Source organism: Leifsonia sp. P73 (genome assembly GCF_051059105.1).
Classification (GTDB): domain Bacteria; phylum Actinomycetota; class Actinomycetes; order Actinomycetales; family Microbacteriaceae; genus Leifsonia.
Genome location: NZ_CP194932.1, coordinates 13,259 through 33,399 on the forward strand (window position 1 = coordinate 13,259; position 20,141 = coordinate 33,399).

Sequence of the window (20,141 nt, forward strand, 5' to 3'; positions counted from 1 at the left end):
TTGTCGATACGCAGAGCCTGATACATCTATCGAAGTTTGTCAATATTCAGTTAGAGTGGCTTTCATGACGAACGTCGAACTGCTGCCCGTGACCGTGGCGGGCTCCTGCTGCACTCCCCTCACGAAGGAGACACTGAGCCTGACCGATGCAGAGTCGATGGCCGTCGCGTTCAAGGCATTGTCCGATCCGACCCGGCTGCGGCTCATCTCGATCGTCGCGGCGTCCGAGGGCGAGGAAGCCTGCGTGTGCGACCTCACCGACCCGATCGGCCTCAGCCAGCCCACCGTCTCGCATCACCTCAAGATCCTGATGGACGCCGGCTACCTCACCCGGTCCAAGCGGGGAACATGGGCGTACTACAAGCTGGTTCCCGGAGCGCTCGACCGCGTGTCGCAGCTGCTGACCACCGCGTGAGCGCCCTCCGTCGCGTCGCCGGCGAGTTCGTCGGCAGCGCCATGCTCACCGCACTGGTCGTCGGCTCCGGTATCGCTGCCCAGCAGCTCTCCCCCACGGACACTGGTCTGCAGTTGCTGGAGAACGCGATCGCCACAGCGTTTGGCCTCACGGTGCTGATCCTCGTTTTCGCTACGGTCAGCGGCGCACACTTCAACCCGATCGTCTCCGCAGTGGATGCCGCGCTGGGCTACCGGCGCTGGGATGACGTCGCCCGGTACGTCCCCGCACAAGTCGTCGGCTGCATCGCCGGGGCGATCCTCGCCAACCTGATGTTCGCGAAGACCGCCGTCCAATGGAGCACCACCGACCGCCTCACCCCGGCCCACTTCCTGGCCGAGATTGTCGCCACAGCGGGCCTCGTGCTGGTGATCTTCGCTCTGGCCCGGACGGGACGCGCGCAGCTGGCCGCGCCCGCGGTCGGCGCCTACATCGGTGCTGCCTACTTCTTCACCAGCTCGGCTAGCTTTGCAAATCCAGCGATCACGGTGGGACGCATGTTCACCGACACCTTCGCCGGCATCGCCCCGAGCTCATCGCTCGGCTATATCGGCGCCCAGGTCCTCGGCGGGGTTGTCGGGCTCGTCGCGGTCCGGGCGTTCTTCCCGGCCGTCCGGGTCGCCAGTGCGGAAGGTCGGCTCACCGTCTCCCAGGACGCGTGATGACAAGTTCCGGCCCTCAGACCGGTGCTGCAAGCAGGGTGCGATCGGGTTGGAGCCTCGCGGCGCTCTCGATCGGACAAGTCGTCAGCTGGGGCATCCTCTACTACGCCCCCATCGTGGCCGCACCTGTCATCGCGCACGACACCGGATGGACCCTGCAGGCGGTGACCGGCGCGATTTCCGCGGGGCTCGTCATCTCTGCAGTATCCGGAATCGTCGTCGGTCGACTGATCGATAGGTGGAATCCGCGACTGGTCATGTCGCTTGGCGCCGTCGTAGGAACCGGCGGCCTGGTCGCCGCAGCGTTCGCACCGGGTCTGCTGTGGTTCTTTACCGCGTGGCTGGTCGTCGGCGTTGCCCAGTCGGCAGTGCTTTACCAAGCTGCGTTCGCTGTCATCACTCGGCGTTACAGCGACAAGCGGCAACGCGCACTCACCGTCCTCACCCTTGCCGGCGGGCTGGCCTCGACCGTGTTCGCCCCGATCACCGCGGCACTGCTGGCAGTCTGGAGCTGGCAGGCGACGTTGCTGATCCTCGCGGGCGTGCTGCTGGTCGTCACACTGCCGTTGCACTGGTTCACCGTCGAACGCTCCTGGCCGCTGCAGCCCATCAAAGAGAAGGCAGCGGAGCACACCGTTTCCACTGTGATCCGCACCCGCCGATTCTGGTTTCTGGTAGTCGCGATGGGTCTGCTCACCGCCAGCCTCTACACCGTCACGCTCTCCCTGATCCCGCTCCTCACCGAAAAAGGAATCAGCTATGGGGCGGCCGCCATCACGCTCGGACTCGTCGGGGCCGGGCAAGTCATCGGCCGACTCCTGTTCTTCGTCACGCCACACGGTCACAACCCGTGGGTTCCGATCGCAGTCATCGCCGCCAGCGCGGCGCTCCTCCTGGCCGCACTCGCGCTCGTTCCCGGTCCGCTGTGGTTGCTGATTGTCGTGGCGATCGCCACCGGTGCAGTGCGTGGCGCTCACACCCTCGTTCAGGCATCCGCGGTGGCAGACCGGTGGGGCACCCGCAACTACGGCTCGATCAACGGCGTATTCGCCGCCCCCATCACCGTCCTGACGGCCCTCTCACCTGCACTGGGGCCCACCATCGCGGCCGGACTCGGCTCGTATTCAATGATGGTGTTGGCAATGGCCGGCGTCGCACTCATCCCGCTCCTCATCGCCCGCGCAACCTAGGACCTGGACACCATGACCGTGATCACGATTCGGCCCCTTGCTCCCGCTGATTGGCCAGCTGTCGAGACCATCTACCGCGAAGGCATCGCCACCGGCAACGCCACGTTCGAGGCCCAGCCTCCGAGCTGGGAGGACTTCGACGCCAGCAAGCTCGCCGTCGCTCGCCTCGTTGCCGTCGACAACAGCCACACCGTTCTCGGGTGGGCTGCCGTTTCTCCAACATCCGCCCGCACGGTTTACCGCGGAGTCGTTGAGCACTCTGTCTATGTCGCTGGTGCGGCGCAGGGAAAAGGTGTTGGCCGCGCACTCCTGGCCTCGCTCATCGACGCATGCGACGCGGCGGATATCTGGACAATCCAGTCGAGCATCTTTCCGGAGAACGCTGCAAGTCTCGCTCTCCATGATCGGGCTGGGTTTCGGCGCATCGGCACCCGAGAACGCATCGCCCTAATGGCCTATGGACCGTGTGTCGACCAGTGGAGAGACACCGTGCTGATCGAGCGCCGCCGACCTTAGTGGCGTTTGCCAGTCCTCAGGTCGATGTCCGCGACGACGTAGCCGTGGATGGTATCCGGGTCCTCGCCAAGCTCTACCTCGGGTGGCTTCATTTGTCATGTAACCCTTCTGCTGACCATCGCATGTCGGGGAACAAGCCTTCAGGAGGGGCCTCGTAGGGCAGCGGCTCACCGCGCTTGTTCTGATCGTCCGACGCCGCGAATGGGCCGTTCGGGCTGAGCAGTGCAGGCATGTGATGGTCGGCGTGATCACGCCACCACACGCTCATCCCGGTAGCCGGGTCAAGTCGTAGATGCTCCCAGGCGCGCCAGAGCGCGTCGAGTCGGCTGAGCGCTTCGGGGTACTCCCACCAGCGGGCGGCCCACTTCATGCCGCCTTGAGCGCCCACAGGACGGCGGTAGACCTTGATCAGGTACTCCCGCACGAACTCATCCACCGAGCCGTAGAACAGGTCCGGCTCAGGCGTCTCGCCGGCGTCGTCGTCGGCCGTGCCCTGCTCGTCGAACTCGTCGTCGCGCATGTCGTCCTCGTAGCTCACTGCCCGATCCTCTCGTGACGCGGCCGCGTCGAGCCAGGCGCGTGCGCCAGCTGAGCCGTCAGACGGGTTCAACCTGGCGTCGGGAGCAACTGCGAGTCCCGTTGGCGGGGTCGTGGGCGGCGATCGACGCGCGAACCGCGTCGGCCTGGTCGCCGCGCATCCACGGGACCGTCTCAACCAGCGTCGCCGGAGCACCCGAGGCGAACACCACGGCGCGGCTGCGCGGAAGCGCGGCCAGGTCGGCAACATCCATCGTCCGCTCACGACGAATCGAGTTCGACGTCGAGCGTCCGCCGCGGCCGACGCTCACGGAGGCGGTGCGCTTGTCGTGGTCACCGATCAGCTGCGACATTTCGGACAGGAACTCGGTCTCGGCCACGCCGCCGCCGTAGACCTTGACGTTCGAGGCGGACCAGAGCTTGCGCATTCCGTTGCGGCCCCAGACCTCGACGCCCTGCGACCAGGACTGCAGGATGGTCATCAGGACGATGCCGCGGGAGCCGTAGTGCGAGTACAGGTCGGGCAGGGCTTCCCATCGGCAGACGTTGGCCGCTTCGTCGAGCACCCCGAGCATCGGTGTCGCGAGGCGGCCGCCCGCTTGCGTGGTGGCCAGCTGCTCCGCGGCCTCGATCGTCGCCGCGGTGAGCGCCGTGACGAGAGGGCCCGCGGTGCCCTTGCCCTCCTTGGAGAGGCTGTAGAGCGTGTCCGAGCTGCGCACGAAACACGTGCGGGTCGAAGTGCGGCCGCGCGGTCGCCGGCGAAGTTGCCGCCAGTGGGTGTGACCCACGCGGCGATCTTCCGACTCTTCAGGCAGGAGGCCATCTGCTGCGCGGTGCCGAACACGCCGGAGCGCTGATCGGGCGCGGCGAACACGTAGCCGGCGACCGCATCGGCCACCTGGTCGTAGCCGTGGTCGCGGAGGATATCGATCGCCTTCTCGTCACTGGGCCGGGTGGTCCAGGTGAACACCTGAGTGATCGGCAGATTGTCGAGCGCGGCCGCCAGTAGAAGCCCGGCAAGGAGATCCTGCCCGGCAGGGTCGAAGTACGCATCCGCGCGGGCATCGCCCGCGCGCGGAGCCGGAAGCGAAGTGATTGGCGAGCTTCGCCGCCTGCTCCTCGTCGGTGACGTAGGAGAGCGGATTCCACCACCATGACGGCGCTTCCAAGGCGATCCCCTGCGGATCGAACGCCCACACCGTGCCCTTCTGCGCCCGCACTTCGCGGGTCGCGTCGAGCACGTCACGCTTGTTCGAGGTGACGATGACAGCGCCCGGGGCGCTGAGAATCGCCGGGATCGCCCGGGAGGTCGTCTTACCGGTCCGCGGGCCCCACACGTCGACGTGCATGTCCTCCGGGGAGCCGTAGAGCCAACGCCGGCCGGCGACGGTGATGCCGATCGGCACACCGAGCCATCCATCGACGCCGAGCCGCTGCGCCGTGCTCTTTGCGCCTTTGGCCGAGAGGGCGGCCAGGTCGCGGCCGCGGCCCATGTGACCGGCCGCGTGGTCGACGCGCGGACCGGCGCCGACGTCGCTTGGCTAGCGCGACCATGATCAGGATCGCGAGGGCGACGACGATCGCCGCGGCGACGATGAGGATCCAGGTGGCCGAGGACGGCCACACGTAGGTGCCCTTCAACGTGCCGAAGAACACCGCGAACGGGTTACGAGGCAGGCCAGGGTTCAAACCGTCGAGCTTGGAGCCGAGCGTGACGGCGACCCAGAGGCCGCCGACGAGCACGACGACGACGGCCGACGAACACCCAGACCAGGGCACCGTCACCTGCGGCGGAGGGCTCCTTGATGCGGTTCGTGGGGCTCATGCCGGAACCTCGGCGCGGCCGACCGTGCCGGTGCGGGAGACGGCATGCCACAGCTTGTTCGTGTCGTTGATGTGCAGCTCGGCGTCCGTGAGCTCCACGGTGAGCGGTATCCCCGGTCGACCGCCGACCTTGATCAGGAACTTGCCGCGGCCGGGAGGATCGGCCTCCTGGCCGGTGATCGGGTCCCACGCGGGCGGGTCCTGCCAGCCCTGGAGCATTTCTTGCTCGGCGCGGGACACGCTGATGGCGCTGTTCAACAGCGGCATCTCCTTGGACGGGAGGCCGCCGCAGATGACCATGCCAGAGCGCTCGACGAAGCCGGCCGCCTTCATCCGGTCCTCTTCGGTGGGGAGCGACATGAGGTCGCTCATCGTGTGGGAGATCATCGCCATGCCGACGCCGCGCTGCCTGTTCAGCCGAGTGAGCGCGTCCACCCGGTCGACCATCCCGCGGCCTGCGCGGAGCGCCCGCCACAGCTCGTCGAGGATCACGAAGTAGTGGCGGCGAGGCTCCAAGCCAGCATCCGCAAGAGCGTTCGACACGTTGACCGTGCCGAACCCAGCCGACCAGCACGCCAACAGCACGGCGGCCTGTAGGTCCGTCTCCGAGTCGTCGATGGTCGAGACGTCGTAGACGACGGGCCGGTCGCGACGCATCGGCGTGGACGTCTGCTTGGAGAACAGCTCGCCCAACCGGCCGCCGGTGGTGAGGCCGATGAGGGATGCTTCCAGATTCTCGGTGATCGCGTCGTACCGGGCGCGGTCGCCGCGATCCAACGCGACGGCGCGCAGCTCCGGCGGCGCCTGACGGATCAAATCCAGGAGATCCTTCAGTACCGGCACGCCCTCATGCTGCTCGTCGAGCAGCTTCAAGGCCCGGTCGACGATCGTCTCCTCCCGATCGGTCGGAGGCGACTTGCGCATGATCGTCAGCAGCGCTGACACCATCGTGAGGCGGCGGCCGTGCGCATCCTGCAGCACTTCCGCGGCCAGTTCGTCGTCGCGCTTAGCCCGCTCGGCGCGGGTCGTGACTGAGCCGACAAGGGCGGCGATCCGCTCGCGGATCAGCTGCGCACGGTCGGGATCCTCCGGCACCTCGAGCGAGCGCAGATGCGCGAGCTCGGCTTCTTCCGCCGCGGCTGCCTCCCGTTCGGCCTGGGCGGCGTCGCGGAGCAGCTGTGCCGCCTCCTTCGCCTCGCCCGGATCGAGGATGTTCAAGAAGCCTCGGCCGCGGCCGAGGCGGATTACCTGGCCGCCGAGGGCTTCGATCAGATCTACGTAGTCCGGCTTCAAGTCGCCCAGTACAAGCGGCTGGACGCCGTATCCGGCGAGGCCGGTCGCCATCCGGCGAACGATGGTCGACTTCCCCAAGCCCGGCTTGCCGAGCACGAAAGCGGACGGGTTGGAGATGAGGTTCGCGCGCTGAAACCACGAAATCGGGTCGCAGCAGACCGTGCCTCGATTGACCAGGTGCCGGCCAAGCGGCACACCGATCATCGGCGCACCGGTACCGACACCGAACGGCCAGAGCCCGCACACCTGAACGGTGGTGCCGCGCCACTCGGGAGCGGCGGAGAGCACCATCATCTCGCCGCGACCGCGTCCCGGGTAGCCGCGTGCCGGCACGCGCCGCGGCGTCGCCGGAGACGGCACCGCAGCTCGCGCAGCGGCCTGCTCAATGCGGTTGCTCGAGCGGGAGAGCTTCTTGAACCAGCTGGCCATCAGAGTGCCCCTCTCAGCTCGGCCGGCAGTTTCAAGTGCTTGGGAACAACGATCCCCAGCGGGAGGGCCGCTGCAAACGCGGAGTCCTGACCGCCTGTCACAACCCGCAGACGAAGGCGAGCCGTTGCCGACAGGTTCTCAATCGCCGCCTTCGCGTCAGCGGCCCGGGTTGGGTCGGTCACCGTGGCGGTGACGACCATGCCGAAGTTGACCAAGCCAGCGCCGTTCGCTTCCTCTTCGGCTGTGGCCATCGCGGCGCGGGTTCCCACCACGTCGCGGGCGGTGGGCCGGTCGCTGGAGGTCATGTTGAAGCTGGCCGCGCGAAGGTCTGACTGGACGATCGCCGCGGCGCTGCGCGACGTCGATCGGCCGGTACAGCCAGGTCACCCGCTTGCGCGCGATATCCCGGTGCGGGGCCAGGAATCGGGTGAGGATGTTGGCCTGGACGATGCCGCGCGGAGCCTCCGTCATCTGCCAGGTCACCGACAGGGCAGAGTCGTGCCGGTAGCTGTCCCAGTTGGCCTGAGCTCCGGAAGGGCCGACGTCGGACCAGCGCAGTTCGAACGGTTCGCCCGACTGGTGCGCATCGTCGATTAGCTCGGCAATCTCCGGGTCGTAGGCGATCCGGATGACCTCGCACAATTGCTGCGCGCCCAGAGGGCGGGCCGCGCCAGCACCGGTCGCTGAGAGCGCCTGAGTCAGACCGGGCAGGCGTGCCGCGAGCTCACGGCCCATCTCGTCGGCGTCGCGACGTCGACCATTCGTGCGGGTGGCCGCAGCGAACGTGATCGACACGTACGCCCGGACCGTGGCAGATCCGGACGGGTAGCTGGCGACGACCTCGCGGAGCATCGCCTGAGCGAACGCGGGTGCCTCCGGGTCGATGTTCAGATTGACCTCACCACGCAGTCGCCGCCCGGTGTCGGGGGCGGTCTCGATGGTGACAGCTGCGGCGACGATGCCGGCCTCGTCGCCCAGGTTCGCCAGCCAGTGCCCCCAGTCGGCAACCCAGCTGTCGATCTGTTCCTGATCGACCAGTGCGGCACCATCCGGTTCCGTGCCGATCACGACGGTGTAGTCACCGGCCGAGGGCACATAGATCATCGCGAACGGTCGCCCGTAGGAGTCGGTGTATTCGCTGAGTCGGGACTGCGCCGCCATGCCCGGCAGCTGGGCGGTGCCCCAGTCGGTCCGCCCGAGAGGGCCCGAACGGTACAGGTTGGAGCCGGACGAGCGGGCGCGCGTCCAGTTCAGGCGATTCGTAGTGCGTGTGAGCGCGCTCTGACCGTGCTTGTCCTTCACCGCGACGGTGAGCAGGAAGCCGGCCATGATTGCGAACACGATCACACCGTTGATGAGGCCGCCGAACATCACGGTGATGACCGTCGCGACCAGGCCCGCCAGGAGAACGATCGTTCCCGACCATCCCCAGCCCCAGGAGGCCGGGTGTCGTCGGTCGACGCCAGTTGCCGTACGTTCGTACCTGAGCTTGCGTGTTCGCCATGCTGACTCCTAGTTACTTCCCGATGCGCCGTCACCGGCTGCATCTGCCGCAGCGGCGCGCACTGCGCCGGCTGCCTTCGCTCCTGCTTCAAGGCCCTTCTGGGCTGCCATCACGCCGACACCGGCGGGGCCAGCTGCCGCAGCTCCACCCGCTGCGGCTCCGCCGCCAGCTCCCGCCGCTTTCCCGGCAGTCGCCGCCGTCCCGGTGTTTCCACCCGTCGGCGCGGGCGCAGGCTTGGTAGCCGGACTGTTGGTCGCGCCGGTCGCTTTTGGATCGCCGGTGGCTTTCGGATTGCTGGGAGAACCGCCGCCTGAACCGCCGCCCGTGTTGGCTTTGCGGATCGCGCCGGTCGCCAGTTCCGCGGCGCCTGCGCCAGCGCCGGCGGCAAGGGCCAAGCCCGCTCCGCCGCCGCCACCAACCTGGGACACCATTGGCGCTACGAAACGCATTAGTGCTGGCAGCGCCACGAGCGCCATCGCCATGAGCGCGAGGCCGGTGAGGATTTTGATCAGACCGCTCCCGTCATCCTTGAACAGGTCGGCGCCGGTCAGCTTGAATGCGGCCGCGTAGACGATCGCAGCGGCCGGCTTGTAGAGAATGAACGCGATCAGCCAGCCGGTGCACTTCTTGAACCAGGCTCGCCCGGTCTCCGTGTTCGTAAACGCTGCGGAGATCGGGAAGATACCGGCGAGCAGCACGAGCATGCCACCGCGAATCACCATCAGGATCACCTGAATGTAGGTGAAGAACGTCGCAATGATGCCGACGATGAGCAAGGCGATCAGGCCGATGGCGCTCGTTGAGCTGATGCCGACCATTGCGGTGATGTTCTGGCCGAAGTCCTTGCCGGTCGCGCCGTCCAGAATCCATTTCGAGAAGCCGTCGGCCGCCGCGACGGCGAGGCCGATACCGGTCAGACCGGCAGCTGACACAACGACCAGAGTGAAGAGCGACTGCAGCAGGTCCTTGCCTGCCTGTGCTCGCTGCGTCCAGGCCATTCGGGCGCCGGCGATGATCACCGACAGCACGGCCAGGCCGCCGGTGTACCACCAGAGCGAGTCTTGGATGTAGCCGACTGCATCCGATGCGTTCGAAGATCCCATGCCGGGCAGGAGCGCCGCGACGATGGCAGAGGCTCCGGAGATGAGGATCACCGCGGCGATGATCACGCCGAGGCGACCGAGATGCCGCTCACCGTCGCCCCGACGACGGTTGACGGCCAGGAGCGCCCCTCCAGCGATCAGCGAGAGTATGCAGATAGCGAGGGAGATCCACACGGACCACTGCAGGATCGTAAGAAAGCCCGATGCGCCCTGAGCGCCCTCGGCCGAGTAGTTAGTGGCGGTCGAGCCGCCACCGGTGAGGTTCGGCGTAGGAATCAGTACCCACACCGAACCGAGGGCAGAAAACGCCTTGCCAACGCCCTCCACGACGTTGTTCACCAACTGCTGCAGGCTGTCGTTCGTTGCTTTCGAGATGATGCCGCTAGACGCATCCGGTCGGGTCGATGATCGAGCAAGCCATTAGGCGCCCGACCAGGGGATGTAGCCACCGAGGCTCTGCAGCTGCGCGGGTGGCAGAGTGAAGCCGCCGTCATCGGTGGTCTTGACCTTCCAATCCCCGTCGTCCCATTGCAGAGCGAAGGGGAAACTGACCAGTTCGCCAGTTGAAAGGTTGACGGCGATATCGACGGTCGCCTGGTCACCCGAATATGAGTCGAGCTTGAAGCCGGCGATCTGGTAGCGGACGGTCGTGCCACTCGTGCTCGCGGATTGCTTGAGAAGAGCGTCACGGCCCGGGCCGGGCATCGTCAGCTTGTCGGCCACCTCGTGTACGAGGCTGCGGTCGGAAACGACCGCGAGCATGTTCGCGGCGGCGTAGAGGGCGCCGGTTGGCGTGTGCGCGTAGCAGCTGCGGAAGCCTGAGGACTCTACGTTGCCCGGGCCCGACCCCTTCGGGTCGGTGGGGGCCGCAACAGTGCCCACCAGCTGCCACTTGCTGTTCGGTGCTTGAGTGAGGGTCCCCGACTTCTCGAAGCCGGGGAGCCCGCAGGTGCTCCGATCGGCCGCGCTCACGCTCGTCTGCGTGGGGGTGCTGGTGGGAGCGCCTGATGAGTTCGCACTCGGCTTGGCCTGCCCGCCGATCACTGAACTTACGACGAGGACGACCGCGCACAGCAAGACGACCCCGACGATGACCGCGGCGAGGATGAATCGCCGCGTGGTGAACGGGTTCGACTCGGATGGCTGGTTGTCGGACATGCGTGTGTTCCCTTCGGTCAGCTGACGAGGAAGCCGACGAGGCTAGCCGCGCCGGCGATGACGATCACGCCGGCCATCGCCATTCCGAGTGAGCCGAGGTGGGCTCCGCCCTCGCCGCGGCGGCTCTCGATCGCGAGCTTCGCGCCGATGATCATGAGGCCGATGATCACGACGCCGAGGGCGAGCCACTTCACCCACCCCATGACGGCGATGAACTTCTCCGATCCAGGAGGGGCAGAGCCATTCCCGGGGTCGGGAACGTCCAGCGGGACGAAGGAGTTCACGGTGTCGAGAACGGTGTGGAGCGTGTGCATTGTGCTTCCTTTCGGTCAGGCCCGGTTAGGCGCTGGTCGCGTTGGACAGTGCGCTCACCGTGGAGATGAGCGTCCGAACGTCTTTGGGTGCGTGCTCGAGGTCGGGCGTCTCTCCGAGCCGCCATGCCTCTACCCACGGGATGTGCCAGGTGTGCGGTACTCCCCCGGAGACCAGGTGTGCGAGCTCCCTCAGGGGCTTGGGCAGTTTGCCGGGCGCGTCAGCGATGATCACGAGGCCGAGGAGGTTCACCGAGGGCAGCACACCGGATGCCCACTCGATCGCGGCGCGCTGCGCGGCCGCGAGGCCCGATGCATTCGACCGGGCTACAAGGACGACGTTCGTCGTCGCACCGTCGTAGCCGATCGGCCAGGCATGGCCGGCGGTGCGTGATCCCGCGACCAGGTTGGCCAGGGTGGACTCCCCCGCGCCGCCATGGACGCCGAGCCACCACAGCGGTGCGGGACGGTTGACGTCTCGCCGCGGAAGCCGGTCAGCGTGATCAGGCGCGGGAACGCCCGGCTGAGGAGCGGCCGGGCGTGGGAGTTCGCGGCGAGCTCGGGGCGGCGGTGCCTCTTGAGGTACGGCCGGTCCGGCAAGCCACGGATGTTGAGAGTCCGTCACCGAAGATCCCCCTTCTCGGAGTCGACTATCTTGTCTACCGCCAAGTATCACCCGAACGGGGGACGACTATCGACATACTGTCAACATGGTTACTTCGACCCCCGGAAGGAAGCTTACCCCGAATGAATGCAAATAGACCCAGACAATGGCAAACAGTTCCATTTCACTTAAACAATGGCATCATTGCACAGCATGGAATGGTTTTCGGTTGACATGGGGGCGCTCGACGATCTCTTTGAGGGTCTCCCGACGACTCTCAGCGTGAGCGAAGCCGCGAAAGTGTTCAACGTGAGCGAGCACATCATCCGTGCAGCAATCGGCTCAGCCGACCCCGAAGAAAAGCTCCCAGCCCTGAACTTGGGCCGCGGATACACAATCCTCACCGCGGACTTCAAGAAGTGGGCACTACGGCGCTACACCGGCCACAGCGACGACTAGGAAGGCGGCCACATGGCTCAGCAGGAATCCTCCCACCCCACCATTCGGGCGATCGTGAACCCGGACGCGACCGGGCTACTGGTGATCGAGGGGACTCACCACGAGGTCGCCGGCAACAACGACACCCACGTCCGCGAACAGATCCTCACCCAAGTCACCGGCCGAGCCCGCATGTACGGCCGGCCGGTGATGCTCATCACACAGGACGCGATGGGCCAAGGGCAGCTGATTGTGTCTCCGGACGGCAGTGTGGAGGCGGTCGGAGAATTCATCCCTGCTGAGCCAGCAGCGGCCGCAGAAGACACCGTGCAGCGGGTGGAGGTGCCGCCGGCCTACGACGTCGAGCGCATTCCTCCGCCCCCTGCCGCGGTCGCGGCGCCGCAAGCTGCAGCGGAGCAGGCCACCGTGCCGCCGCAGGCGACGATCAGCGAGCGGCGCGCGGCCCGCGCCTCCTTCCTCGAGAAGGAGGCACCCGAGCAGCCCGCCACGCAAGGATGGCGAGGCGTTCTCGCCCGCGTCGGCGTCCAGGTCGCACCCTCCGAGTCGGAACTGGCCGAACGCCGCGACGTCCACGCCGTGAGCCAGCACTGGCCCGGCCCGCGGACGATCGCGATCGTGAACGGCAAGGGCGGGGCCAACAAGACCCCGACGACGGCACTCCTGTCCGCGGTGTTCGCCCGCTACGGCGGCTCAGGCGTGCTCGCCTGGGACAACAACGAGACTCGCGGCACGCTGGGATGGCGCACCGAGCAAGGCCCGCACGAGGCCACCGTGCACAACCTCCTCCCGCAGACCGAGCGGCTGCTCTCCCCCCAGCACAGTCATCGGACCTGGCACATTTCGTGCACCACCAGACCGGCGACAAGTACGACGTACTGCGCTCCAACCCGCAGGCGCTCTCCGCTGACCAGCGGATCAGCCGCGTCGAATTCGACGCGCTCCACCAAGTCGCCAGCAAATACTTCCGGCTGATCTTCATCGACTCCGGCAACGACGAATCCGCCGAGCGGTGGCAGCAGATGATCGACCGCAGCGACCAGCTCGTCATCGCCACCACGGCGCTGGGAGAGCACGCGGAAGCCGGCGCGCTCCTGCTCGACGGTCTGGCACAGCGGGATGAACGCTCCGCAGCCCTGGCCGACAACGCCGTTGTCATCGTCTCCCAGTCGGAGAAGAGCGCCGACAAGGGCGACGCCCAGCAGATCGCGAACGGCTTCGCGGCGATCGCGCGCCGAGTGGTCACCATCCCGTTCGATGAGGCCCTGCACAGCGGCAAGATCCGCTACGACGCCCTCAACCCGATCACGCGCCGCGCATGGCTCGCCGCGGCGGCCGCAGTAGCGGAGGGCCTGTGAGGCGCGCCGCCGGCGTTGCCGGCGTCGCCCTCGCGGCTCTCGTCCTGACCGGGTGTGCACCGCAACTGTCACCGGTCTCAACGCCGGTCGCGACCTTTCCCGATGGCACGACCAAGACCCCGCGCTCGACGCCCACCGATGAGCTCGATGACGGGCCGAACGCCCCGACTCCCGCTGCAGCCGACTCCAGCAGCCAGGCGGCAGCCGTGAAGCTTGCAGAGAAGTTCATGACGGCCTTCGCGCGGCCACAGCTGGACGCGACGACATGGATTAACGCCCTGTACCCGATGCTGACCCAACAGGGCGCAGCCGCGTACGAAGGCACCGACCCATCAAACGTCCCGGTCCACCGCGTCACGGGCAGCGGGACGGTCATCGACGGAGCCACCGACTACGCGCTGGTCGTGACCGTCCCAACCGATATCGGTACCTACGCCGTCTCGCTCACCCGGAAGGCACCGACCGACCCCTGGCTCGTCGACCGAATCACGCCACCGGGGAGGTAGACACGTGCAGCAAGGCGGCAAGGGGGTGCTCGCGTTACTGCTCGTCCCCGTCCTATTCGTCGGACTCCTGTTCGGCTTCATCCTGCTCCTCGGCGGCAGCAACGCCGCCGCAGCCGCGTGCGGGCCCGCCGGTGCCGGCGTCAAGGTCGACGAGAACACGGTTCCGTCCGCCGCAGTCGCCGGCTACGGCCACGATCAGCTCGTGAACGCCGCCTACATCATGAACGCCGCCGAAGCCCTCGGGCTCAGCGCCCAAGCCCAGCAGATCGGCGTCATGACCGCGATGGGCGAATCCGGCCTCCGGGTGCTCAACTACGGCGACCAGGCCGGACCCGACTCGCGCGGTCTGTTCCAGCAGCGCGACAGCTGGGGCAGCCTCGCGGACCGGATGGACCCCTTCAAATCCGCGACGCTCTTCTTCGAGCGCTTGAAGAACGTCCCCAACTGGGAGACGCTCGAGCCCACCATCGCCGCCCACAAGGTGCAGGTCAACGCCGACCCGTACTACTACGCCAAATACTGGGACACCGCCGGACAGGTCACCGCCGCACTCAGCGGCGTCACCGCCTCCCCATCCACCGGATGCGGCAGCGGCGCCCTCGGAATGCCGCTGGACATGCCGTTCAACATGACCGACAAGTTCGGCCCGCGCAGCTCGCCCACCGAAGGGGCAAGCAGCTACCACCCGGCCGATGACCTGCAGAACTGGCCGAACCCGTGCGGCAAACCCATCTACGCCATCCAGCCCGGCACTGTCGTTCTCTCCGACCGCCTCTACCTTTCGATCAAGAGCCCGGACGGCTACACAATCTCCTACCTGCACAGCCACCAGTCCGACCGACTCGTGAAGGTCGGAGACACCGTGCAAACCGGCCAGAAGATCTCCCTCGTTGGCGATGAAGCACCCGCCACAGGCTGCCACCTCGACCTCCGCATCAACGTCGTAGGCAATATCAACCCGCAAGTTGCCACGCTCTCCCTCGACCCGGCCGTGCCCGGCTGGGTCGACCCCGAGAAGTTCTACGAGCTCTTCGGCATGACCCTCTGCAACGACACCTGCCACAGGAACTACTGATGCCGACCTTCATCCCCGCCCAACCCCGCCTGAACGCGATCGTGCGCGCCGACGCATCCGGTGAACTCACGATCAGCGGAACCTCCCGCGCCCTGATCGCAGCCGACACCGCCCGCATACGGGCCGGCATCATCGCCCGATGCGCCGCGATCGGCCGGCAGGTGGGCCGCCCCGTGAGGCTGACCGTCGCCGACGTCGACGGCACCTACCAACTCGGCATCCACCCCGACGCCTTCGTGCAGATCCTCAACCCCGACGGAACCGTTGACGACGCTCCCGAGAGCGCACAGCGCATCATCGGAGACGCCCCCTGCCGGCACTGCAGCAAGCCGCAGTCCCTCCGCAACAACTACTGCACCCTCTGCGGCGTCAAGTCTCCACACGACGTCGAAGCAGGCCCTGCATCGCTGCGGGAGCGCAACTACCAATGACCCGACATGTCAACTTCGGATCGCGCCGTACCGGCGCGCCTCACTGTTTCAGTTACAGAAACTGGATTGAATCGGCACATGAACAAGCGCACTGCTACCGGCGGTCGTCCAAGCAAGGGACAGCGCAAGGCTCTTATGTCCCGAGTTGCAGTCCCCGTCGGCGAAAAGATCGAAGAGCAGGCCGCCGCGGCCGGCTATCAGTACGTCGGAGATTACATCGCGTCGATCCTTGCCCGCGAAGCGGGCATGCCGGAGCTGGCGCCTGTTCAAGCCGATCGAACGCGACTGGAGCTGCCTATCCCAGCCGCTTAAATCAAATGGCCCGCCACCTAGGTGACGGGCCGAAGCTTGATGCCGCTCATCTGACTAGTTTGGCGACCGGGACGATGAGGGGCTGTTTGAAAGATCCGGGACAAGCCCGGGGCTTTGTTTTACCTAGAACCGGGAAGAACTAGGAGTGACGACATGGTAACCCCTCATGCCTCGACGGCGACACATTGTGGTGTCACTTCGGCGTGTCGGCACCTGTCGCTCGCGCCCCTTTCCGCGCTCTCGTCCACGGTCGCCCCCAGACTCCCTCTGTCATCCCGCAGAGGTTCACGGCCGCGCAACCAGCGCGCCTATCTCCTCAGGAGCCGCCCCATAGCAACCGAGTTAAACAAAGGTGGCCCGCCATCGAGATGGCGGGCCAAAGCCGATGCCTTTGCGTCTGAGAACTTTGGCCAGGGACCAGACGCAAGGTGATGTTCAGAAGACCCGGAAGGACCGGGGGATTTGTTACGCCCAGATCCAGGACCTGGAGGTGAGACCATGATAGGCACAAATAGTCCCAAATACGACGATTTGGCCGGCTTCAACGTGCGCCAGTCTGCTGGCGATGTTGATGCAGCTTGGGAGCTGACCCGCCGAATCAGCCCGCGCGATCGCGTGCGCGTGATGAAGCGAGACGCCTACGGCCGTCTCGACGAGAACAGCTATCCCAGCTTCTACCGCGTCGGACCGAGCGCACCCGCAACGCCGTGGTGCATCCGCCTGGCCGACGATGCGGGCCTGTTCCGGCTGCTCTGCTTCGACTTCGACGGCAAGGACAAGCACGGCGTCGACGCCGAGCTCATGGAGCGCGCCGTCGACGAGGCCGACGCCCTCGCCGTCATCCTCGACGAACTCTCGATCGCCTATGTGCTGTGTCAGTCCTCCGGGACCGGCGGCCGTCACATCTGGATCGCCGTGCCGGGCGGAGCCCCGGCCGACGTTGTGGCGTCACTCGCCCGCGCTGCCCGCGCGAACTATCGCACCCTTGACCACGGCATGCTCCTGAACGTGCGGGAGGGCGCGGCGCGGCCGCCGCTGTCGCCTCACCGCGACGGCTCCTCGTCGACCATCATTCGCGGCAGTCTCGACGTGCTCACGGCCAGCAGGATCGTTCCTGACGAACTGATCGGCCTCGCAGCGGTGCTCGATGAGCGGAGACCCGCTCTGAGAGCCGCTGAGAGCGCCCCATCCGGCCCCGTCGACCGCTCGCACCGCGCGCACCGACAGCTCACCGCAGCCGGCGCCGCTCACATGGGCACGATCGACGGCGGCAGCAACCCGTCCTGGACCGGGTTCATGTGCCTCCTGGCGGCCGCAAACGCTGGCTGGTCGTTGGCCGACGTCGAGCACGCGGCGAAGACCGCCCCCGGGATGGAGCACTACCGCACCAAGAACACCGGCCGCGGCACCCGCCGCCGCCGCTCGCCCGCTGAGGCGCGTGAACGACTCGAACGGCAGTGGGCCAAGGCGCAGCAGTACGCGGCCGTACAACGGCCGCTCCCGGTCGCACGCGAAGCCGCGCGACCTCACAGAGCTCGACGCCATCGTGCGCGACGTTGACGACCTCCTGACGCGATTCCGCGTCGCCCCCGGGCGCTGGGGACGGACGGAAGCCGCGCTCTCCGAGCGCTCGATCCTGACCGCCCTGGCTTACCTCACCCTGCAGACCGGGAAACGGGTCGTAGCGGCCTCGATCCGTGATCTGGGCCTGATGGTCGGGCTCGGCCGCACCACGGCCGCAGACGCCCTCCAGCGGCTCGCACGCGATGGATACGTGCAGAAGGTCACCACCACCGACGGCGGCAACGCCGCCGAATGGCGCTTGACCCTCACACTTTCCACAACCTCCGGCACAGTCCGGTCACATCCTCTAAATAACCCCCGCCCCCCGGCCGATCTCTTCAACGCTCGCGCCGTCCAAGTAGCCCAACTCGAGGACGAACTAACAGACAGTCGACACGACCTCTTCACCCGCGCCGGCCTCGGTCATCTCGCCGGAAAGCTCTACGCCGCCCTCCGTCAACACCCAGCACTCACCATTGAGACCGCATCGCGCATCCTCGGTACTGGCATCCGCCACACCACGAGGATCCTCAGCCGTCTCCGTCGGCATCGGCTCATCGTCAAACACCGTGAAGGATGGGCGAGAGCCAAGCGAGATCTCCGTGACCAGGCAGCAAGGATCCTCGGTCGTCGCCGGAACCCTTCTCGATCGAGCCGAACGATATCGAGCCGAACGCGAAGTGTGGACCTGGTGGCAAGCCGAGCTCACCACTATGAACGCCTCCCCCAGGACGCGCCCACGACGTCGTGATGCATCGAGCCGTCCACTATTCGAGGCCGACCGCCCCGGGCGAGACGAATCTGGCCCCGCTACCCACGATCCGCCGACCGTCGAGCCGACCATCAAGGCGCCCGAGCAGCTGGTCGCGGCCGGCGCGCTCAGCCCCGAAAGCCGCTGGCAATACCTCGGAGACGCCGCCTAGCGCCGATCGCGAATTGCCCGCGCCGGCGTCGCTATGGTGGACGCGTGGATACAAAGGCTTTCGGTGCTCTCGGGGCGTGTGTTGCCGTTCTCGCTGTCGTCCTCTGCAGCTTGGCGGTCGCAATGAAATTGCCGACGCTTGTCGAGGTCGGCATGATCGCAGGAGCCTTACTGCTGTTGGTGTCTGCCGGTGGCCTGATCGGTGCCGGTATCGCCGCGCAGAAGAAGTCTGTGCGCTAGATCCATTCGCCCGGCATGCCCGGCCGGCGGGAGCGTGACGAGCTCAATCCGAGCCGATGCGCGGCACTGTTCTTGCTGCGCTTTTTTCGTCTGTCTGGCCGTTCATCGTAGTTCGCTCCGCACCTTCGTGCCGGGCTTTCGCGGCATATCCTCGCTGCGTTCCGGTATTCCACGACCCGGTACTGCGGCGCTCCCGCTCTCTATCGATTTCTCTCGCCAGACAGGCAAAAAAATCAGTTGATCGGGAGAGAGAACCGTGAACACCACTACCGTAAGCCAGGGAACCGTCGAGCACATCGACCCCAAAGCGATCATCATCGAAGCCAACGTGCGCCCCAGCGCCCCGCTGACCAAGGAGTTCGTGGCCAGCATCCGCGAGAACGGCGTCCTGACGCCCGTTCTCGCCAGGCGCGACGCCCAGGGCAACATCCTGGTCCGGGCAGGCCAGCGACGCACCCTCGCTGCGCGTGAGGCTGGACTGAGCAGCATCCCCGCCTACATCGTCGAGGCGGACGAGGCCACCGTGGAGCGCATCGTGCAGCAGATGGTCGAGAACGATCAGCGCGAAGCCCTCACCGATGGCGACCGGGCTGCAGCGTTCCAGCAGCTCGCCTTCGAAGGGCTCAGCGTCACGGCGATCGCCAAGCGCACCGGGACCAAGCAGGCCGTGGTGAAGAACGGGTTGGCCGTCGCAGAGAACGCCGTCGCCGCATCCGCGATCCAGGAACACCAGCTGACCCTCGACCAGGCCGCAACCCTGATCGAGTTTGAGGACGACGAGGCCACTCGCGCCGAGCTGATCAAGATCGCAATCGACGACCCTGGCCAGTTCGCCCACGCGGCCCAGCGTGCTCGCGACGACCGCGCCCGGGCACAGGTCAAGGGGCAGGCCGAGGACGAGCTGCGCGGCCGCGGCTACGAAATCCTCGACCACGACCGCGGCTACTACGACACCGACTTCATCAGCATCCGCGAGCTGACCACCGCCGAAGGCGAGCGGGTTACCCCGGAGCACATCGAGAATGCCGAAGGCCGTGCTGTGTTCGTCCGCGTCTACTTCGACGGTGAGCCGAACGTCAGCTACTTCCTCAGCGACCCGAAGGCCGCAGGCTTCAATAAGGCCAGCAGCCAGGGCTCCACCAGCGGCCCAATGACCGATGAGCAGAAGGCCGAGCGGCGTACGCTGATCGCCAACAACAAGGCGTGGGCGTCGGCCGAGACAGTGCGCCGCGAATGGCTCACGGAGCTCCTGACCCGCAAGACGCTGCCGAAGGACGCCGCGAAGGTGATCGCCCAGGGCCTCACCACTCACCGCCGCGACGTGGGGGCCGCTGCCGCATCCGGAAACGAGCTGGCCCACCAGCTGCTCGGCATCGAGCGCGGAGGCTACTACGACGACAAGCTCGCCGCCCACGTCGAGCAGTCCCCCACCAAGGCGCAGCATGTCAGCCTCGCTGTGGTGCTCGGCGGCATCGAATCCGCGACCAGCAAGAACACGTGGCGATACCCCGAAGCGACCAAAGCCGCGTACCTTTCCCAGCTCGCCGCCTGGGGATACGCTCTCTCGGAAGTCGAGCAGATCGTCATCGACCACGCAGGGACGAATTACGCGCCCCTCGCTGACAGCGAGGACGACACTGACCTCGACGGCTAGTGAGTGAAAGAGCGGCGGGTGTCCCCCACACCCGCCGCT

General features: G+C 66.7%; 22 protein-coding genes and 1 pseudogene. 14 read left to right on the forward strand and 9 right to left on the reverse strand.

Annotation, left to right across the window (positions count from 1 at the left end):
- The first annotated feature begins 64 nt into the window (after window positions 1–64).
- From ACQ86L_RS21380 to ACQ86L_RS21395, 4 genes are all read left to right on the forward strand, one after another.
- Window positions 65–415, forward strand: a complete 351-nt coding sequence (locus ACQ86L_RS21380) for an ArsR/SmtB family transcription factor (RefSeq protein WP_392342530.1) — start codon at window positions 65–67, stop codon at window positions 413–415.
- Window positions 412–1,116: an aquaporin gene (locus ACQ86L_RS21385; RefSeq protein ID WP_392342532.1), complete on the forward strand. Its 705-nt coding sequence runs from the start codon at window positions 412–414 to the stop codon at window positions 1,114–1,116. Before ACQ86L_RS21380 ends, ACQ86L_RS21385 begins: the two co-directional genes overlap by 4 nt.
- 116 nt (window positions 1,117–1,232) lie before the next feature.
- Window positions 1,233–2,306, forward strand: coding sequence for an MFS transporter (locus tag ACQ86L_RS21390; RefSeq protein WP_434319006.1), 1,074 nt, complete (start codon window positions 1,233–1,235; stop codon window positions 2,304–2,306).
- A 12-nt stretch (window positions 2,307–2,318) separates the two neighbouring features.
- Entirely contained in the window at window positions 2,319–2,822 is a 504-nt protein-coding gene (locus ACQ86L_RS21395; protein ID WP_392342535.1) for a GNAT family N-acetyltransferase, read from the forward strand.
- A gap of 88 nt (window positions 2,823–2,910) precedes the next feature.
- Here the strand turns inward: ACQ86L_RS21395 and ACQ86L_RS21400 are convergent, their stop codons facing one another.
- The 9 genes and pseudogenes from ACQ86L_RS21400 to ACQ86L_RS21440 form a co-directional block, all read right to left on the reverse strand.
- Window positions 2,911–3,360, reverse strand: a complete 450-nt coding sequence (locus ACQ86L_RS21400) for a DUF4913 domain-containing protein (RefSeq protein ID WP_392342536.1) — start codon at window positions 3,358–3,360, stop codon at window positions 2,911–2,913.
- A gap of 58 nt (window positions 3,361–3,418) precedes the next feature.
- A complete protein-coding gene (locus tag ACQ86L_RS21405) occupies window positions 3,419–4,147 on the reverse strand; it encodes a type IV secretory system conjugative DNA transfer family protein (protein ID WP_434319007.1) in 729 nt (242 codons plus the stop codon).
- 153 nt (window positions 4,148–4,300) lie between these two features.
- Window positions 4,301–4,852, reverse strand: coding sequence for a type IV secretory system conjugative DNA transfer family protein (locus ACQ86L_RS21410; RefSeq protein WP_392342539.1), 552 nt, complete (start codon window positions 4,850–4,852; stop codon window positions 4,301–4,303).
- 328 nt (window positions 4,853–5,180) lie between these two features.
- Window positions 5,181–6,905: an ATP/GTP-binding protein gene (locus ACQ86L_RS21415; protein ID WP_392342541.1), complete on the reverse strand. Its 1,725-nt coding sequence runs from the start codon at window positions 6,903–6,905 to the stop codon at window positions 5,181–5,183.
- Window positions 6,905–8,409: pseudogene (locus tag ACQ86L_RS21420) on the reverse strand (SCO6880 family protein). Before ACQ86L_RS21420 ends, ACQ86L_RS21415 begins: the two are co-directional and overlap by 1 nt.
- Window positions 8,410–8,417: 8 nt before the next feature.
- On the reverse strand, window positions 8,418–9,851 hold the full coding sequence (locus tag ACQ86L_RS21425) for a hypothetical protein (protein ID WP_434319008.1): 1,434 nt from the start codon (window positions 9,849–9,851) through the stop codon (window positions 8,418–8,420).
- Window positions 9,852–9,932: 81 nt separating this feature from the next.
- Window positions 9,933–10,670 (reverse strand): hypothetical protein, encoded by a 738-nt coding sequence (locus ACQ86L_RS21430; RefSeq protein ID WP_392342544.1) that lies wholly within the window; start codon window positions 10,668–10,670, stop codon window positions 9,933–9,935.
- Window positions 10,671–10,687: 17 nt separating this feature from the next.
- Window positions 10,688–10,984: a hypothetical protein gene (locus ACQ86L_RS21435; protein ID WP_121264432.1), complete on the reverse strand. Its 297-nt coding sequence runs from the start codon at window positions 10,982–10,984 to the stop codon at window positions 10,688–10,690.
- Between the two features lie 25 nt (window positions 10,985–11,009).
- Window positions 11,010–11,606 (reverse strand): DUF6668 family protein, encoded by a 597-nt coding sequence (locus ACQ86L_RS21440; RefSeq protein ID WP_434319009.1) that lies wholly within the window; start codon window positions 11,604–11,606, stop codon window positions 11,010–11,012.
- A gap of 183 nt (window positions 11,607–11,789) precedes the next feature.
- On the opposite strand from ACQ86L_RS21440, the gene ACQ86L_RS21445 reads away from it, so the two are divergent.
- From ACQ86L_RS21445 to ACQ86L_RS21490, 10 genes are all read left to right on the forward strand, one after another.
- A complete protein-coding gene (locus ACQ86L_RS21445) occupies window positions 11,790–12,044 on the forward strand; it encodes a helix-turn-helix domain-containing protein (RefSeq protein ID WP_434319010.1) in 255 nt (84 codons plus the stop codon).
- A 12-nt stretch (window positions 12,045–12,056) separates the two neighbouring features.
- Window positions 12,057–13,016, forward strand: a complete 960-nt coding sequence (locus tag ACQ86L_RS21450; protein WP_392342547.1) for a ParA family protein — start codon at window positions 12,057–12,059, stop codon at window positions 13,014–13,016.
- 47 nt (window positions 13,017–13,063) lie between these two features.
- A complete protein-coding gene (locus ACQ86L_RS21455) occupies window positions 13,064–13,399 on the forward strand; it encodes a hypothetical protein (protein WP_434319011.1) in 336 nt (111 codons plus the stop codon).
- Window positions 13,396–13,905 carry a hypothetical protein gene (locus ACQ86L_RS21460; RefSeq protein ID WP_392342548.1) on the forward strand — a complete coding sequence of 170 codons (510 nt, stop codon included), beginning with the start codon at window positions 13,396–13,398 and terminating at the stop codon, window positions 13,903–13,905. Before ACQ86L_RS21455 ends, ACQ86L_RS21460 begins: the two co-directional genes overlap by 4 nt.
- A gap of 25 nt (window positions 13,906–13,930) precedes the next feature.
- A complete protein-coding gene (locus ACQ86L_RS21465; RefSeq protein WP_434319012.1) occupies window positions 13,931–14,980 on the forward strand; it encodes a M23 family metallopeptidase in 1,050 nt (349 codons plus the stop codon).
- Window positions 14,980–15,411, forward strand: a complete 432-nt coding sequence (locus tag ACQ86L_RS21470; protein WP_392342551.1) for a hypothetical protein — start codon at window positions 14,980–14,982, stop codon at window positions 15,409–15,411. The genes ACQ86L_RS21465 and ACQ86L_RS21470 overlap by 1 nt, the downstream gene beginning before the upstream one ends.
- 78 nt (window positions 15,412–15,489) lie before the next feature.
- Window positions 15,490–15,723 (forward strand): hypothetical protein, encoded by a 234-nt coding sequence (locus tag ACQ86L_RS21475; RefSeq protein WP_143465936.1) that lies wholly within the window; start codon window positions 15,490–15,492, stop codon window positions 15,721–15,723.
- A 531-nt stretch (window positions 15,724–16,254) separates the two neighbouring features.
- Window positions 16,255–17,283 carry a hypothetical protein gene (locus tag ACQ86L_RS21480; RefSeq protein ID WP_434319013.1) on the forward strand — a complete coding sequence of 343 codons (1,029 nt, stop codon included), beginning with the start codon at window positions 16,255–16,257 and terminating at the stop codon, window positions 17,281–17,283.
- On the forward strand, window positions 17,270–18,037 hold the full coding sequence (locus ACQ86L_RS21485) for a hypothetical protein (protein ID WP_392342554.1): 768 nt from the start codon (window positions 17,270–17,272) through the stop codon (window positions 18,035–18,037). Before ACQ86L_RS21480 ends, ACQ86L_RS21485 begins: the two co-directional genes overlap by 14 nt.
- A 667-nt stretch (window positions 18,038–18,704) precedes the next feature.
- Window positions 18,705–20,102, forward strand: a complete 1,398-nt coding sequence (locus ACQ86L_RS21490) for a ParB/RepB/Spo0J family partition protein (protein ID WP_392342556.1) — start codon at window positions 18,705–18,707, stop codon at window positions 20,100–20,102.
- Window positions 20,103–20,141 lie beyond the last annotated feature (39 nt).